General features: G+C 66.5%; 15 protein-coding genes. 7 read left to right on the top strand and 8 right to left on the bottom strand.

The genetic code is table 11. From position 1 onward, the window contains the following. Positions 1 to 11 precede the first annotated feature (11 nt). Positions 12 to 911, bottom strand: a complete 900-nt coding sequence (locus HYG77_RS29900) for an inositol monophosphatase family protein (RefSeq protein ID WP_109330661.1) — start codon at positions 909 to 911, stop codon at positions 12 to 14. Between the two features lie 154 nt (positions 912 to 1,065). Here HYG77_RS29900 and ppgK point away from each other — a divergent pair, with 154 nt between their 5' ends. Both ppgK and HYG77_RS29890 read left to right on the top strand, forming a co-directional pair. Next, a complete protein-coding gene (gene ppgK / locus HYG77_RS29895) occupies positions 1,066 to 1,818 on the top strand; it encodes a polyphosphate--glucose phosphotransferase (RefSeq protein WP_109330663.1) in 753 nt (250 codons plus the stop codon). Between the two features lie 121 nt (positions 1,819 to 1,939). Then, positions 1,940 to 3,316 carry an RNA polymerase sigma factor gene (locus HYG77_RS29890; protein WP_109330665.1) on the top strand — a complete coding sequence of 459 codons (1,377 nt, stop codon included), beginning with the start codon at positions 1,940 to 1,942 and terminating at the stop codon, positions 3,314 to 3,316. A 78-nt stretch (positions 3,317 to 3,394) separates the two neighbouring features. Here HYG77_RS29890 and HYG77_RS29885 read toward each other — a convergent pair whose 3' ends face one another. From HYG77_RS29885 to HYG77_RS29875, 3 genes are all read right to left on the bottom strand, one after another. Continuing rightward, entirely contained in the window at positions 3,395 to 4,567 is a 1,173-nt protein-coding gene (locus HYG77_RS29885; RefSeq protein WP_208961399.1) for a cation:proton antiporter, read from the bottom strand. Between the two features lie 7 nt (positions 4,568 to 4,574). Further along, a complete protein-coding gene (locus HYG77_RS29880; protein WP_109330669.1) occupies positions 4,575 to 5,057 on the bottom strand; it encodes a cation:proton antiporter regulatory subunit in 483 nt (160 codons plus the stop codon). Positions 5,058 to 5,142: 85 nt separating this feature from the next. Then, positions 5,143 to 5,496 carry a DUF952 domain-containing protein gene (locus HYG77_RS29875; RefSeq protein WP_208961398.1) on the bottom strand — a complete coding sequence of 118 codons (354 nt, stop codon included), beginning with the start codon at positions 5,494 to 5,496 and terminating at the stop codon, positions 5,143 to 5,145. A gap of 264 nt (positions 5,497 to 5,760) precedes the next feature. Here HYG77_RS29875 and HYG77_RS29870 point away from each other — a divergent pair, with 264 nt between their 5' ends. Then, complete coding sequence (locus HYG77_RS29870; RefSeq protein WP_005240831.1) at positions 5,761 to 5,955, top strand: hypothetical protein; 195 nt, start codon at positions 5,761 to 5,763, stop codon at positions 5,953 to 5,955. A 104-nt stretch (positions 5,956 to 6,059) separates the two neighbouring features. Here the strand turns inward: HYG77_RS29870 and HYG77_RS29865 are convergent, their stop codons facing one another. Beyond that, a complete protein-coding gene (locus HYG77_RS29865) occupies positions 6,060 to 7,796 on the bottom strand; it encodes a DEAD/DEAH box helicase (RefSeq protein ID WP_230990243.1) in 1,737 nt (578 codons plus the stop codon). A gap of 255 nt (positions 7,797 to 8,051) precedes the next feature. On the opposite strand from HYG77_RS29865, the gene HYG77_RS29860 reads away from it, so the two are divergent. Beyond that, a complete protein-coding gene (locus HYG77_RS29860) occupies positions 8,052 to 9,278 on the top strand; it encodes a YihY/virulence factor BrkB family protein (protein ID WP_208961397.1) in 1,227 nt (408 codons plus the stop codon). Here HYG77_RS29860 and HYG77_RS29855 read toward each other — a convergent pair. Continuing rightward, entirely contained in the window at positions 9,251 to 9,487 is a 237-nt protein-coding gene (locus tag HYG77_RS29855; protein ID WP_005240826.1) for a DUF3039 domain-containing protein, read from the bottom strand. The genes HYG77_RS29860 and HYG77_RS29855 overlap by 28 nt on opposite strands. An 86-nt stretch (positions 9,488 to 9,573) precedes the next feature. Here HYG77_RS29855 and HYG77_RS29850 point away from each other — a divergent pair, with 86 nt between their 5' ends. From HYG77_RS29850 to HYG77_RS29840, 3 genes are all read left to right on the top strand, one after another. Further along, positions 9,574 to 9,927, top strand: coding sequence for a DUF3099 domain-containing protein (locus HYG77_RS29850; RefSeq protein WP_109330675.1), 354 nt, complete (start codon positions 9,574 to 9,576; stop codon positions 9,925 to 9,927). Positions 9,928 to 9,957: 30 nt separating this feature from the next. Beyond that, positions 9,958 to 11,436 (top strand): methyltransferase, encoded by a 1,479-nt coding sequence (locus HYG77_RS29845; RefSeq protein ID WP_208961396.1) that lies wholly within the window; start codon positions 9,958 to 9,960, stop codon positions 11,434 to 11,436. 166 nt (positions 11,437 to 11,602) lie between these two features. Further along, complete coding sequence (locus tag HYG77_RS29840) at positions 11,603 to 12,574, top strand: sigma-70 family RNA polymerase sigma factor (RefSeq protein WP_109330679.1); 972 nt, start codon at positions 11,603 to 11,605, stop codon at positions 12,572 to 12,574. Positions 12,575 to 12,652: 78 nt separating this feature from the next. On the opposite strand, the gene HYG77_RS29835 is transcribed toward HYG77_RS29840, so the two are convergent. After that, positions 12,653 to 15,328: a GNAT family N-acetyltransferase gene (locus tag HYG77_RS29835; RefSeq protein ID WP_208961395.1), complete on the bottom strand. Its 2,676-nt coding sequence runs from the start codon at positions 15,326 to 15,328 to the stop codon at positions 12,653 to 12,655. Next, the gene (locus tag HYG77_RS29830) at positions 15,321 to 16,592 is read right to left on the bottom strand and encodes an acetoin utilization protein AcuC (RefSeq protein ID WP_109330683.1); all 1,272 of its coding nucleotides are present in this window, start codon (positions 16,590 to 16,592) and stop codon (positions 15,321 to 15,323) included. Before HYG77_RS29830 ends, HYG77_RS29835 begins: the two co-directional genes overlap by 8 nt. Positions 16,593 to 16,641 lie beyond the last annotated feature (49 nt).

Genomic DNA, 16,641 nt, shown 5'->3' with positions numbered 1-16,641 from the left:
TCCCGCGGCCGTTACTCCGGGATCGGCCGGTCGCATCCGACCTCCGCGAACAATGCGTCGAGGGCGTCGGCGATGCCGGGGGCGGCAGCGACGGTGATCTCCCCGTCGGCGCTGGAGGTGTGCGGTGACGGGACGCGTACGCGGGCGCCCGCCTCCGCGGCGATCAGCGATCCGGCGGCCCAGTCCCAGGGGCTCAACCCGTGTTCGAAGTGGGCATCCACCCGGCCCGCAGCGACCATGCACAGATCGAGCGCCGCTGAGCCGATGCGTCGGATGTCCCGCACGCGCGGCAGAATGTCGCCGATCAGTGCGCCCTGTACGGCGCGCCTGCCTGCGCCGTATCCGAATCCTGTGGCGAGCAGAGTCATCGACAGCTCGCGGACAGGGTTGCAGCGTAGTTCGCTCACCCGACCGTCCACATCAGTCATCGTGGCACCGCGGCCCGACGCGGCGGAGTAGGTCGACTGCGCCGCCACGTCGACGACCGCCCCGGCGACCGAGACCCCGTCGATCTGCGCCGCCACCGACACGGCGTAGGCCGGTACGCCGTACAAGAAGTTCACCGTGCCATCGATCGGATCCACCACCCACCGCACGCCGTCGAGCGAATCCCCCTCTCCCCCACCTTCTTCCCCGAGGATCGCATCGTCCGGACGCCACTGCGCGAGGCGCTCCCGGATGACGAGTTCAGCTTCGGTGTCGACCACCGTCACAGGATCGGTCGGACTACTCTTCGACGCTACCGAGTCGCCGGAACCCAGTCGGCTCCCGACGATCCCGAAAACCTCGGGCCGCCGGGCGCGGACATGAGCCGCGGCCTCCTGCGCCACCGCCACGGCAACCTCGCGGAGATGCTGGGGATCGGGGGCGGTGTGGCCTCGGACAGTGTCTCGACTCTGGGGTGCGTGCACAGACCCATCGGATCACACTTCCCCTGCCTCCCACCACCGCTGGAGGCACGGTGGGGCCTCCGTGTCATCCACCCAACTCGGCACAACCCATTAGTGTGACGATCAGCAGGAGCGTTTCCGAGCACGCCACAGTCGACACGGAGGAGTACACGCGATGACCAGGACCGGGTTCGGCGTCGACGTCGGAGGCAGTGGCGTCAAGGGCGGTGTGGTGGACCTCGAGACCGGCAAGCTGGTCGGGGATCGCATCAAGATTCTCACTCCACAACCGTCCACGCCGGAGGCTGTCGCCGACACCGTCGCCGAAATCGTTCGTCAAGCGTCGTGGGACGGGCCGGTGGGGATCACCTTGCCGAGCGTCGTCACCGGCGGAGTCGCCCGGTCCGCGGCGAACATCGACAAGAAGTGGATCGGTACGGACGCCCGTGCACTGTTCAGCGAGGCGCTCGGCGGACGGAACGTCACCGTCCTCAACGACGCCGACGCCGCCGGGATCGCCGAGGACGCCCTCGGCGCCGGCAGGGACGCCAAGGGCGTCATCATCCTCCTCACCTTCGGTACGGGTATCGGATCGGCGATCCTCCACAACGGCGTCCTGCTTCCCAACACCGAGTTCGGGCACATGGAAGTGGACGGAAAGGAAGCCGAGCATCGTGCGGCGTCCTCGGTCAAAGAGGACAAGGATCTCTCCTACAAGGAGTGGGCGGTGGAGGTGTCCCGGGTGCTCACCCGCTTCGAGGACCTCCTGTGGCCGGATCTGTTCATCGCCGGGGGCGGAATCAGCCGCAAACACGAGAAGTGGATTCCGCATCTCACCAACCGGACCACCGTCGTACCTGCTGCCCTCCTGAACTCGGCGGGCATCGTCGGCGCTGCTCTGGCGGTCGAAACGGGCATCGCTCCGTAACTGTTTCGGATAGGTCGTTACAATGGAAGAGCCCGGCTGCGCGCCGGCAAAACCAGTAGACCTCTCCGCCGGATGACCACTCTGGCGTGACGCCGCACGACACCGTCACGAAAGGGCGTACGTGGCAGCCACCGATACACGTCAGACTGCTGATTCGACTTCAGAGTCAGGACCGGAAGCACCAGTCGCACAGGCCGCCGACGGAACTGCTTCGGCAGTCGAGGAAGCTCCCGCGAAGAAGGCTCCGGCCAAGAAGGCTCCCGCCAAGAAAGCAGCGGCAAAGAAGGCTCCTGCGAAGAAGGCAGCAGCAAAGAAGGCGGGCGGCAAGAAGGCCACGTCCGGCAAGACCGGCGACGGTGAGGACGGCCCCGACGAGGACGTCGCGGACATCGAGGACATCGACATCACCGAGGGCGACCTCGCGGAGGTCGAGTCCGATGTCGTCGAGGTCGTTGCAGTCGGCGAGGAGGACGAAGCCGAAGAGCCGTCCGACAAGGACAAGGCATCCGGCGACTTCGTGTGGGACGAGGAAGAGTCGGAGGCGCTCCGGCAGGCCCGCAAGGACGCCGAACTGACGGCCTCGGCCGACTCGGTCCGCGCCTACCTCAAGCAGATCGGCAAGGTCGCCCTCCTGAACGCCGAGGAGGAGGTGGAACTCGCCAAGCGGATCGAGGCGGGCTTGTACGCCACCCAGATCATGCAGGAGCTCGCCGACGCGGGCGAGAAGCTCCCCGCCGCCCAGCGTCGCGACATGAGCTGGATCTGCCGTGACGGCAACCGCGCCAAAAACCACCTGCTCGAGGCGAATCTTCGCCTCGTGGTGTCGTTGGCCAAGCGCTACACCGGCCGCGGCATGGCTTTCCTCGACCTCATCCAGGAAGGCAACCTGGGCCTCATCCGTGCAGTCGAGAAGTTCGACTACACCAAGGGCTACAAGTTCTCGACCTACGCAACGTGGTGGATCCGTCAGGCCATCACCCGCGCCATGGCGGACCAGGCACGCACCATCCGTATCCCGGTGCACATGGTCGAGGTCATCAACAAGCTCGGCCGCATCCAGCGTGAACTGCTCCAGGACCTGGGTCGCGAACCCACTCCCGAAGAGCTCGCGAAGGAAATGGACATCACGCCGGAGAAGGTGCTGGAAATCCAGCAGTACGCCCGTGAGCCCATCTCCCTCGACCAGACCATCGGCGACGAGGGCGACAGCCAGCTCGGTGACTTCATCGAGGACTCCGAAGCTGTCGTGGCCGTCGACGCCGTGTCGTTCACGTTGTTGCAGGACCAGCTGCAGTCGGTACTCGAGACGCTCTCCGAGCGCGAAGCAGGTGTCGTCCGGCTCCGCTTCGGACTCACCGACGGGCAGCCGCGCACGCTCGACGAGATTGGACAGGTGTACGGCGTCACGCGCGAGCGCATCCGTCAGATCGAATCCAAGACCATGTCGAAGCTGCGGCACCCGTCCCGGTCCCAGGTGCTGCGCGACTACCTGGACTAGACGCACAGATCACACGACGATGCCCCGGACTTCCGAGTCCGGGGCATCGTCGTGTCGTAGTGACCGGTGTCGGGGCCCTCAGGCGCTCGCGCGCACTCGCAGCCACGCCTCGGCGACCGGTTCGACCACCCGCGCCGCGATGGGTCCGATGACAGCCATCAGGAGAACGTAGGCCGTGGCGAGGGCGACGAGTTGACTTTCGACTGCACCGGCCGCCACGGCGAGTCCGGCGATGACGATCGAGAATTCCCCCCGCGCAATCAGCGCCACCCCGGCCCTGGCGCGGCCCAGGCGGCCGACACCCTGTTGTTTGGCCGCCCACGCACCGGTAATCATCTTGGTGAGCGCTGTGGTGACCGCCAGCAGGACGGCCCAGCCGAGGACCGGGGGAATTGCCGTCGGATCCGTATTGAGACCGAACACGACGAAGAACATGGCGGCGAAGAGATCGCGGAGGGGTTCGAGGACACGGCTCGCGTTGTGCGCGGTCGAACCGGAAATCGCGATCCCCAGCAGGAAGGCCCCCACCGCAGCCGACACCTGCATCGCCGAACTGATCCCGGCGATCAGAAGGGCTGCGCCGAGCAACTTCAACAACAACGTCTCACTGTCCGGGCTGTCCAGCACAGCGGAGACGTAGCGTCCGTACCGCAGGGCGATCACCAGGACGACCGAGATCACTATCAGCGAGATGCCGACTGCCTCGAGGCCACCGGCGATACTGACCCCGGCGAGCAACGCGGTGAGGATCGGAAGGTAGACGGCCATCGCGAGGTCCTCGAACACCAGGATGGACAGCACGACCGGAGTTTCCCGGTTGCCGAGGCGGCCGAGATCGGTGAGGACCTTCGCGATGATGCCGGAGGACGAGATGTAGGTGACGCCGCCCAGCACCACCGCCCCGGTGGTCCCCCAGCCGAGGAATATCGCGACGGCCGCGCCCGGCGCGGCGTTCAGAACCAGATCGACGACACCGGCCATCCACGATCTGCGTAAACCGGTGACGAGCTCCGAGGCCGTGTACTCGAGGCCGAGAAGCAGCAGGAGCAGTACGACACCGATCTCACTGGCGATATGGCTGAACTCACTGATGTCTCCGAGCTGGACGAAGCCGCCACTGCCGAAGCACAGCCCGCCCAGCAGGTAGAACGGGATCGGCGACATGCCGAATCGTGCCGCGAGGCGGCCGAGAAGCCCGAGCGCGAAGAACACCGCGCCCAGTTCGATGAGCGCGAGCGTGGTGGTGTTCACGGGACTGTCAGCCGTTGGCCAGGAGCTTGGCCGCTGCGTCCAGTCCCTCTGTGGTTCCGACGGTAACCAGAAGATCGCCTGACGTGAGCATGAAATCCGGCTTCGGCGACGGGTACACCTCGCCCGCCCGCATCACCGCGACGATCGAGACCCCGGTACGGGTACGCATCGCCGTATCCCCGAGCGGACGACCGTCGAACCGGGAATCTTCCTTGATGTAGAGCTGCTTGGTGCGGATTCCCGGGAGGTCGCGATGCTCCTCTTCCAATTGGGCCACCAGTTGCGGCGCACCCAGCAGATTGCTGAGGACCGCCGCCTCCTCGGTACTCAACGGCAGGGACGCGGCGCACGCGTCGGGGTCGTCCTGTTTCGACACGATCAGGTCTGTGCGACCGTCACGATGGCTGACGACACCGATACGACGTCCGGAGGCGAGTACGAAGTCTTTGCGTACGCCGATTCCGGGTAGAGGCGTCACTTCTACGTTCATGCCTCCACGGTAGTCCCGCGGGGCGACACGGCGGTGTCGGGCGCGCGAGAGGGTGTTCGGCGACCCGCGCGGTCTTTCGGTTCCGTCACCCCAGAGCGGGAAACCGGCCGTCGGCGCCGGGACGGTAGTCCTCGATCGAGGTGACCGCAGCCAACGGCAGTGGCCCGTAGAGGTGGGGAAAGAGCATCGAGGACGGGTCGGTCGGCACACCGGGCTCCCAGAGCACCGGCGAGCCGAGAGCGGTCGGATCGAGCCACAGAATGACCAGATCTGAGCGCCCCGCGAAGAGCCGGTTGGCCGGCAGGTGCACCTGCGCCGGCGTCGACAGGTGAATGAATCCGTCGGCGCCGAACGACTCCGGTACGCGCCGGCCGCTTCCGAGCGCCTCATTCCACTCGTCGCGGCTACAGATGTGCACGAGCGCCTGTTCCGAATTCATTCGGCGAGAATAGCGTTTCGACGCGGGAGGGCGAATCAGCTGTCAGCGAAACTCATACCGCGAAGTCTGTTCATATTCGCCCTCGTCACGGGGTGTTGCGCAGGTTTCAGAGCTGTTTCGTGTGTGATGCAACACTGAGAAACGCCTACGGGAACAACGCGTAAACCGCAAACGTCTGACAGAGTAGATCCACCGCGCCACCCCGACGCGGCGGACCAAGGCCCCAGGCACTCGGCACCAGTCGAAAGCCAGTACGGAGGAGTCATGCCCGGAACACTGACCAGCCCCCCGTTGACCGCAGCCGACCGGTGCGACCGGTGCGGTGCGGGAGCCCGCGTTCGCGCGGTACTTCCGACCGGAGGAGAGTTGCTCTTCTGCGGTCACCACGCCAACGAGCACGCAGACCGTCTTCGCGAGATGAACGCCACGATCGTGTCCGAAGCCGAAGCTGCAATCTGATACGTCAGCCCGGGTGACCCGTCCCAGGCTCACCTCTTCAGACCGAGAGACCGGCGAGTGCCTGCACTCGCCGGTCTCTTCTGTGTCGCCCACATTTGCACGAGTTACCACTGGCGCAGGGTGGCGATCCGATCGGTCAGCTGCTCGACGGTCGCAATGGCCGTCGGCGGTCCACCACAGACGCGGCGCAGTTCCCCGTGGATGGTGCCGTGCGGCTTTCCTGTCCTGTGGTGGTGCATCGCGACGAGACTGTTCAACTCGCGCCGGAGCTGGGCGAGCTGCCCAGCTGCTGCCACCCTCTCGGCGACCTGCGGGACCGGTGGCGCAACGACGGGCGCGGCCTCCGGCTTGCTGATCTGCTCCTGCTGGCGTTGACGAAGTAGCGCACGCATCTGCTCGGCGTCGAGCAGCCCCGGCAATCCCAGGTAATCCGCCTCCTCGTCCGAACCGGAGAAGGTCGCCGTCCCGAAGGACGAACCGTCGTAGATCACCTGATCGAGTTCCGCGTCGGCGCCGATCGAAGTGAACGCCTTCTCGTCCTCCCCGAGCTCGTCCTTCTGCTTGTTCGCGTCGGCGAGGAGGTCGTCGTCGAACCCTTCCTTCTCCCGATGCGGCTTACCCAGTACGTGATCTCGCTGCGCCTCGAGCTGGCTGGCAAGGTCGAGGAGAACCGGCACCGACGGAAGGAAGACGCTGGCGGTCTCACCCTTGCGCCGCGACCGCACGAAGCGTCCGATCGCCTGCGCGAAATACAGCGGGGTGGACGCACTGGTGGCGTAGACACCGACGGCCAAGCGGGGAACGTCGACACCCTCGGACACCATCCGGACGGCGACCATCCATTTCTGGGTACTTGCGCCGAATTCCGCGATCCGCTTGGAGGCCGTCGGGTCGTCCGAGAGCACGACGACCGGTTCTTCGCCGGTCACGGCCGTCAACGTCTGGGCATATGCGCGGGCAACCGTCTGATCGGTGGCGATGACGAGTCCGCCCGCGTCCGGCATGCCACCCGCACGTAGCTGTCCGAGCCGGGTGTCGGCGGCGTGCAGCACAGCCGGAATCCAGTCGCCCGCAGGGTCGAGCGCGGTTCGCCAGGCACGCGCCGTCTGTTCCGCGCTGAGGGGCTCGCCCAGTCGAGCCGAGAATTCCTCGCCCGCATTGTTCCGCCACCGGGCCTCACCGGAATATGCGAGGAACACCACCGGCCGGACGACTCCGTCGGCGAGCGCATCGGAATATCCGTACGAGTGATCGGCTTTCGACCGGAGAAGCCCCTCACGGTCGGGTTCGTACGTGACGAAGGGAATCGCGCTGTCGTCGCTTCGAAAGGGCGTTCCGGTCAGCGCAAGCCGGCGCGTGGCATCACCGAATGCCTCACGGATCGCATCTCCCCAGCTCTTCGCGTCACCGCCGTGGTGGATCTCGTCGAGGATCACCAGCGTGCGCCGGCTCTCGGTGCGCACCCGGTGCTTGAACGGGTGGGAAGCCACCTGCGCGTAGGTGACCACCACACCCTGGTAATCACTCGAGGTCTGCCCGGTCGAGTTGGAGAAGTACGAGTCCAGGGCGATCCCGTTACGGGTTGCCGACTCGGCCCACTGGTGTTTGAGGTGTTCGGTGGGTGCGACCACCGTCACCTGGTCGACCGTGCGGTCCCGCAGCAGTTCCGACGCCACGCGTAGCGCGAACGTCGTCTTACCGGCACCCGGTGTTGCGACAGCGAGGAAATCGCGCGGACCGGTGGACAGGTATTTGGCCAGGGCACGACGCTGCCAAGCGCGCAGTGACCCCGCCGCCGGTCGAGCTGGTTCGGTCTGAGCGAGATATGCCTCGGTGCCCACTATCTGCGCCGCCCCGGGACCTACGGTCTCAGCACTCACTGGCGGCCCTCCGCTGACATGGCACTGTTTGCTGCACTCCTCGTGTATCCGTCCGACGTGTTCCGGTCCAGCCCCGCGGGCGCTGTCCGTCAAGGAGCCTAGCGCCCGAGTCCGACTCGAACCGCATTCGCGGCGCCCGGCAGCGGCAGATTCTTTGCGACACGAGGAAGGCAGCGGTGGGCAACCGGGCGTGTCGTCAGGGATGCTGGAGGAATCATGAGCGAAACGCGCGCGAAGGCGTCGGACAGGGGCGCCGCCCGACACCGAGCGCGGTGGCATCCGCTACGCCGGACGCTGCGCGTGATCACGCACACAGCGAGCCAGGCGTGGGGCGACTCGATCTTCGCCAAGGCGGCGACCGCTGCGTTCTGGCAGACGCTCTCGCTGCCCCCGCTCCTGCTGGGACTGCTCGGGATGCTCGGTTACGTGGGGGGATGGTTCGGGCCGGACACTGTCGACATCATCCAGTCCAAGATCATCACCTTCAGTGGAACCGTATTCAGCGACAGTGTGGTCGAGGAGATCATCCGCCCCACCGTCGGTGACGTGCTGCGTCAAGGTCGCCCGGAGATCGTCTCCCTGAGTTTCCTGCTGTCGCTGTGGGCCGGATCGTCCGCGATCTCGACGTTCGTGGACTCGATCGTGGAGGCACACGGGCAGCAGGAGGCACGCCACCCCGTCTGGCAGCGGGTGTTCGCGTTGTTGCTCTACGTCGCTTTTCTCGTCCTCGCGGTGTTCACCCTGCCGCTGGTTGCCCTGGGACCTACCCTTGTCGGCCAGGTCCTGCCCGAGGCGTGGCGCACCATCGGAACGGAGATCGTGGACACGTTCTACTACCCGGGTGTCGGATTGCTCATGATCATCGGCCTGACCACCCTGTACAAGGTGGCGCTGCCGAAGTCGCTGCCCTGGCACCGCCTGCTCGGCGGCGCACTCGTGGCGGGAGTCTTCTTCCTGGCCGCCAGCACGGGCCTGCGGCGGTACCTGAGCTGGGCGACCGGTACCGGATACACGTACGGGGCGCTCGCCGCCCCGATCGCGTTCTTGCTCTTCACGTTCTTCCTCGGTTTCGCCGTGGTTCTGGGCGCCGAGTTCAACGCAACGATTCAGGAGTTCTGGCCGGCCCGCGCGACTCGCATCGATCAGATGCGGGACTGGATCGCCGCCCAAGCCGATAGCCCCTCGACGGGTCCGGTGACCAACCTCACCCGCCGCATCGCCACGGGACCGATCAACATCATCGGCGACCGCAATCGGCAAGGCGGAAGACATGAGGCCTCCGACGGGGACGCCACACCGGGCCGTCCCCGAGACGGCAGCCCGAAGGACGCCAGCCCGAAAGACGCCGGGCCGGAAGAGGGGGTCCTACGGGACGAAACCCCCGCGTCCCCCGGTCTGTGTGAACCGTCGACGCCTCAGTCGCCCTTGCGCAACCCCTCGTAGATCTTCTTGCAATCGGGGCAGACGGGTGATCCCGGCTTCGCGGACTTGGTGACCGGGAAGACCTCACCGCACAGCGCGACGACGTGCGTGCCCATCACAGCGCTCTCGGCGATCTTGTTCTTCTTCACGTAGTGGAAGAACTTCGGGGTGTCGTCATCGGTCGACTCGTCAGTGGTGACGTCGGGCCGTTCCTTTGTTTGAGTGCTCACCCCTCAATAATGCCGCAACGGCCCGAGGATCCCACCCCCACGACCCGCCGTGTGCATTTGCTCCCCGACAGTGGAACAGTGGAGGCATGGCCCGAAGTGCAGGGTTCGGCGCATCAGGCGAAGCCGGCTCACCGAACAACCCGGTTCTCATCACCGAAGCGGCGCGATCCATCGAGGATCAGCACCGCGCGCGTGTCCGCAAGTACCTGATCATCATGTCCTTCCGCTTCCCCGCACTTATTTTCTCGGCGGCGGCCTACGGCATCTGGGGCAATGCCTGGATCTCCATGGCGATCATCGGTCTGTCCATCCCGTTGCCGTGGATCGCAGTCCTCATCGCGAACGACCGGCCTCCGCGCACCAAGGACGAACCGAGTCGGTACGACCATCGAGACACCACCGCTCTGCCTGCGCCGCCGCACCGAACGATCGAAGGCTGACACCGGAGCGCGACCTGCAACAATGCACCGGTGAACCGCAACACGCTGCTGTCGATCTGCGCTCCCCTGCGAGAAGCTCTCCTTCGCAACCGGTATGACACCGACACCCTGCTCGACACGCTGGGCCCGGACATCCATGCAGCACTGGGCCGCAACGAGCCCGTCCCGGTCCGGCGGGCCAGCGCGAGCTGCGGTGAACTCGGAACACTGATCCGGTTGTTCCTTCTCGGCGACGACTGCCCGATCGCCGAGGTCGCGGCCGCACTCCGCCCGCTGAGCGTCGAGGCGGCGGTCGACGCGGGTCTCCTCGCGAGCGATGCCGGTGTCGTCCGCGCGGCACTGGACCTCCGGCCCATCGATACCGGCTCCGGAAATCGGTGGGTGCTTTCGGACCTCGACGGGTCGATGCGCCCCCGCGAGACTGCGGTCGATCACGTCATCGGGGTGGGCCACGCCTCTCTGTCCTTGTTGCAGGCCACCCCGGGTGCGCCCGTCGGGTCTCTCCTCGACGTGGGAACGGGGTGTGGCATCCAGGCCCTGCACGGAACGTCCTATGCGCAGTCGGTCACCGCGACCGACCTGAACGTCAGGGCGGTGGATCTGGCAGCCGTCACGATGGCCCTCAACGAAGAGGAGGTCGAACTGCTGACCGGGTCGTGGTTCGAGCCGGTGGAGGGCCGTACTTTCGACCAGGTCGTCGCGAATCCGCCGTTCGTCGTCAGCCGAGCGACAGTGGGCCACACATATCGCGACTCCGGCCTCGACCTCGACGGTGCGAGCCGACTGATGATCTCCCGGTCTCCCGACTACCTGGCTCCCGGCGGCACCGCCGCGCTCCTCGCGTCCTGGGTCCACGTCGCGGGAGAGGACTGGCGGAACCGGGTGGCGTCATGGTTGCCCGCACACGGCATCGACGCGTGGGTGGTCCAGCGGGACGTGGCCGACCCAGCCCTCTACGTGGGCACCTGGATGCGCGACGGTGGACTGGACACCAAGGATCCCTCTGCCGCCGCGACGGCCGAGCAGTGGCTCGATCACCTCGAGAGCGCCGATGTCGAGGGAGTCGGATTCGGGTTCGTCTACCTGCGCCGGACCGACGCGCCCAGTGACCTCCTGGCCGAGGATCTCACGCACGGTTTCGACGATCCGCTGGGGGCGGAGGCGCTCGCCTACTTCGACCGGGTGGCGTGGTTGCGCGAGAACGACGTGCTCACGGCCCGCTTCCACGTGCAGGAGAGCACAGCGCTCGAGCGGGTCTTCCTCCCCGGTGAGGAGGGGTGGACTCAGGTGGTCGCACGACTGCATCGCGGGAACGGTCCCGCATGGCAGCACGAGATCGACGACCTGGTCGCCTCCCTCGTCGCGGGAATGCGGAGCGACGGTCTCGTTCTGGGAGAACTGATCGATCTCCTGGCTGCCGCGCACGACATGGTTGCCACCGACCTCGCCGAGTCGGCGATACCGCTCGTGCACTCTCTCGTGCGGCACGGTTTGGTGCTGCCGGTGTAGCCGCTGGGGTTCCGTGCGGTTCCCCTTATACGTGTTCTCAGCAACTTCTCAGGACCGAACGTACGAAGTCGCAGGTCAGAGCCCTCCTGCCGAAAAGTGTCCGGGAACTTTCCGTGCCAGTCGGAGCGTTGTTCCCTATGAGACACCACCGATGAGGAGGCAAGTCATGACAAGCCCCAGCACCACTACTCGCATTCGCCCCAGCGCCGCCGATCTGGACGCCCAGAGCCCGGCTGCCGACCTGGTCCGCGTCTACTTGAACGGGATCGGCCGCACCGCTCTGCTGACGGCCGCGGACGAGGTGGAGCTGTCCAAGCGAATCGAGGCTGGGCTGTACGCCGCGCATGTTCTCGAGACCGGCAAGCGACTGTCCCCCGCGAAGAAGCGAGACCTTGCGACGATCGTCCGCGACGGACAGTCGGCCAGGGCGCACCTGCTCGAGGCGAATCTTCGCCTCGTGGTGTCGCTGGCCAAGCGCTACACGGGCCGTGGCATGCCCTTGCTCGACCTCATCCAGGAAGGCAACCTGGGCTTGATCCGGGCGATGGAGAAGTTCGACTATTCCAAGGGTTTCAAGTTCTCGACGTATGCCACGTGGTGGATTCGTCAGGCCATCACCCGGGGCATGGCCGATCAGAGCCGCACCATCCGGCTGCCAGTGCACCTCGTCGAGCAGGTGAACAAACTCGCCCGCATCAAGCGTGAGCTGCACCAGCAACTCGGCCGTGAGGCCACCGACGACGAACTGGCGGAGGAGTCGGGCATTCCGGCCCACAAGATCGCGGATCTCCTCGACCACAGCCGCGACCCGGTGAGCCTGGATATGCCGGTCGGCAACGACGAAGAGGCTCCTCTGGGCGACTTCATCGAGGATTCGGAAGCCACGTCGGCGGAGAACGCGGTCATCGCCGGTCTTCTGCACAGCGACGTTCGCAGCGTTCTGGCCACTCTCGACGAACGCGAGCAGCAGGTGATCCGCCTGCGGTACGGACTCGACGACGGTCAGCCGCGCACCCTCGATCAGATCGGCAAGCTCTTCGGGCTCTCACGCGAGCGGGTCCGCCAGATCGAGCGTGAAGTGATGGGCAAGCTTCGTCAGGGTGATCGCGCGGAGCGGCTGCGTTCCTACGCCAGCTGATCTTCGCACTCCACCGACTGATTTGTGTCTACCCGCTGCCGGTGCCGGTTTTCGAGACCGGCACCGGCAGCGTCGCATCTAACGGAGCCTGCGTGGCCCCAGGTCGGCGAAACTCGGTTCCGGACCGATGCGCACCCGTGAGTCGGTGACCTGAGCGCCCTCGGCGGACGCGAGTACGGGTTCGCAGGCCAGTTCCCGTACCTCGGGGAGGTCGTCGGCGAGTGCGGAGATCCGCTGGACCAGATCGACGAGCGCCGACTTGTTCACCGGCACCGCACTCCGGTACCCCGACAGCAGCGGTGCAGCCTTCGGCGCATCGATCAGTTCGGTAGCCGCGTCTTCGGTGAGCGGCAGCACCCGGTACGCGCGGTCCCCGAGGAGGTCGGAAATCACGCCGGCGAGCCCGAACGAGATGAGTGCGCCGAACGACGGGTCGTCCTGCACGCCGACCACGCAGCCGATTCCCTTCGTCGCCATTCGCTGCACGTGAAGGAGGGGTTCACCGGACGCCGCGGCCAGGTCGCGGTACGCCAGCCGAACGGAGTCGGGGCCGACGAGGTCGAGCCGCACACCCCCGAGGTCGGGGCGGTGGCGCCACTGCTCACCGGTTGCTTTCACCGCCACCGGGTAGCCGAGTTCGTCGGCCGCGGCAACAGCTTCTTCCTCGGTCGTGGCCGAGCGGAACTCCACAACCTCGACTCCGTAACACGCGAGTAGTTGCGACGCCTCGTAATCGGACAGCCACCGCCCCGACGACGTGGACAGCCAGGTGTCCACCATCTCTTTCGCCTTCTCGGGGTCGATCCCGGCGGGTCGCACGACCTTGGATGCGGGTTTGCTCTTCCACGCGGCATACCGCCAGGCGCGCGCAAGCGCCAGCGCGGCCCGTTCCGGTCCCGGATAGGACGGCACCGAGCCGCGCGTGGGATGCCCGTCTTCGCCCCGCACCGCGAGGACGTCCGGGACGCCCTCCGCTGCGAGGAACGTGGTCAGAACCGGCTTGTCGGCATCGCGGACGGCTTCCTTCAGCGCCTGGGCGAACGGCTCGACCGGTATGGCAACGGGCGGAACGAAGACCGCGATGACCGCGTCGACGTCGGCCGAGGACAGCGCCGTGCGCACGGCGCTGGCGAATTCGTCCGGTCCGGCCTGCGGTCCGAGGTCGACCGGGTCGCCGACGTGCAGGCCTTCGCTGCGCGCCGCGTCAGCGGCCAACACCCCCAAGGCGGTGGAGTTGCCGACCACCGCGAGCCGCGGCCCCGCAGGCAACGGTTGATATCCGAACAGGAGAGCGCAGTCGAACAACTGGGAAATCGACCCCACCTGCACGACACCGGCCTGCTCGAACAGTGCCCGCACGATCGAATCGTCCATTTCGACGCCCGTGGCAGCCAGCGCCGGGGGAACCGCGTGCCGGCCACTTTTCACCGCGACGATCGGCTTGTTGCGGGCAACGCGGCGAGCGATTCGCGAAAACTTCCGTGGGTTGCCGAAACTTTCGAGGTAGAGCAGGACCACCTCGGTAGCAGGATCGGAATCCCAATACTGCAGGAGATCGTTACCCGAGACGTCAGCCCGGTTACCGGCCGAGACGAACGCAGACAAGCCGATTCGACTTCGGGCGGCCTCGTCGAGGATGGCGATTCCGAGCGCACCGGACTGGCAGAAGAATCCGACGTTGCCAGGGCTCGGGAGCACGGGCGCCAGCGTGGCGTTGAGGGACACCGCGGCGTCGTTGTTGGCCACTCCGAGTGCGTTGGGCCCGATGAGTCGCATCCCGTGCGCCCGCGCCGCGTGCACGAGACGCCTCTCGGACTGCTTTCCGTCGAGTCCGGTTTCGCTGAATCCGGACGAGACCACGACGAGCGCTTTGACGCCTTTGTCGAGGCAGTCGTCCAGAACTGCGCTGATCGACTCGGCGGGGACGGCGACCACGCCGAGATCCACCTCGTCGGGAATGTCGCGGACGGTCGGGTAGGCCCGCACACCCTGGACGGAACGATGCTCGGCATTGACCGGGTACACGGGGCCGGTGAACCCGGCCCGCAGCAGGTTGGTGAGCACGGCGTGCCCGACCTTGGCACTGTCGGTGGAGGCACCGATCACTGCAACCGACCGCGGACTGAGCACGTTTCGCATACTGCGCGCCTCGGCCGCCCGCTCCCGGGAATTACGCACCGAGACCATGGCTTCGGTGGGGTCGATCGCGAACTCGAGTTTGAGCACTCCGCCCTCGTAGCTGCGACTGACCTGATAACCCGCTTCGCGGAACACCGTGACCATGTTGCGGTTCTCCGCGAGGACCTCGGCGACGAACATGGTGAGCCCGTTTTCTGCTGCTGCCCCGGCTAGATGCTCGAGGAGGATCGGCCCGAGTCCCCGTCCCTGGTGCGCGTCGGCGACGACGAATGCCACTTCCGCCGACTTGCCGTCCCCCTCACCGACGAGCCGTTCGTACCGCCCGACGGCGATGATCTCGTCGCCGAGGACCACCACGAAAGCCACCCGATTCTTGTGGTCGATCGTGGTGAAGTGCACGATGTCGCGTTGGGACATGGTGGGGTACGGGCCGAAATAGCGTAGGTAGCGGGTACGTTCGGACAACTTCGCGTGAAACGCGACGAGCTTCTCGGCGTCCTCCGGCACGATCGGCCGCAGCGCCACCGCGCCGCCGTCCGCTGCCAGCACATCGACCACCCAGTGATGCGGGTAGTCGTGCGCCGAATCGGGAGCGCCGTCCGTCGATTCAGTCACGAGGATCCTCCGGGTCGAGGCCGAGTAGCGGGAAGCAGGCCCGGCGGGTGGCGATGACTGCGGAGTCGATGCGGGTCAGTGCGCGGTCGACCGAAGCGTTTCCTGTTTCGGGTGTGCCCCCCGGCCCATCCCAGGGCAGGTAGGCGACCTCGCCACCGTCACCCATCGTCTCGGGTAGGTCGACACTGGGTGCGAGCGCGGACGCTTGCTCGCGCCACACCTCGGGTACTGCGGTGCCCGTGTCGATCTCGCGGTCCAGGGCCGCGGCGATGAGGTGTGTCCACGACCGCGGAACCACCCGCACGAGCCCGTAGCCGCCGCCGCCCACAGCCAGCCAGCGACCCTCCGAGTACCGATCCGCAAGGTCACGCATCGCGAGAAACGCTGCACGCTGACCATCGACCGTCAGTGACAGGTCGGCGAGCGGATCCTCACGGTGGCTGTCGACGCCACATTGGCTGATCACGATCTGCGGACGGAACGCCGCGAGCGCCCCGGGAACGATGGCGTGAAACCCTCTGAGCCACAGTGCGTCCACTGTGCCCGGAAGAACCGGAAGGTTGATCGAGGTACCCTCCCCCGCCCCCTCGCCGACTTCGCTCGACCACCCGGTGTTGGGCCACAACGTCGCAGGATGCTGATGCAACGAAATGGTCAGTACACGTGGATCGCCGGCAAAAGCGTGCTGGACACCGTCCCCGTGGTGCGCGTCCACGTCGATGTAGGCGATGCGGTCGAACCCGTTGTCCAGCAACCAGGAAATGGCGATGGCGACATCGTTGTACACGCAGAAGCCGGACGCCCAGCCGGGCATCGCGTGGTGCATTCCCCCGCCGATACTCACGGCCCTGCGGGTGCGCCCCGATGCGATTTCCTTGGCCGCCGCGAGAGAGCCGCCGGCGAGGATGGCACTCGCCTCGTGCATCTGCGGAAACACCGGATTGTCCTCGGTACCGAGCCCGTACGGCGCATCCGCGCCGAGCACGCCCGACGCCTGCGAGTGCCCGGCCTGCTTGACCGCCTCGACGTATCCGGGGGTGTGGATGCGCAGCAGATCTGCGTCTGCGGCCGCGTCGGGGCGAACCAACTCCACACCCTCGAGCGTTCCCAGCGCACGCGCGAGCGACATGGTGAGCTCGAGCCGAGTGGGATTCATCGGGTGGTCCGCACTCCACCGGTAGCTGAGATAGTCCGGACTCCACACGACTACACGGTTCGATACCCCTGCAGCCGAATCCTCTCCGGAACTGAACGACGCGGTCATGAACTCACGCTACTGGTCCTCCGCAGACCGTGCGAGCAGACCCCTCCCG

Source organism: Rhodococcus sp. ZPP, assembly GCF_017656075.1.
Taxonomy (GTDB): Bacteria; Actinomycetota; Actinomycetes; order Mycobacteriales; family Mycobacteriaceae; genus Rhodococcus_F; species Rhodococcus_F oxybenzonivorans.
Note: the sequence above shows the minus strand (reverse complement) of the source record. Positions and strands in the feature narration are given on the sequence as shown.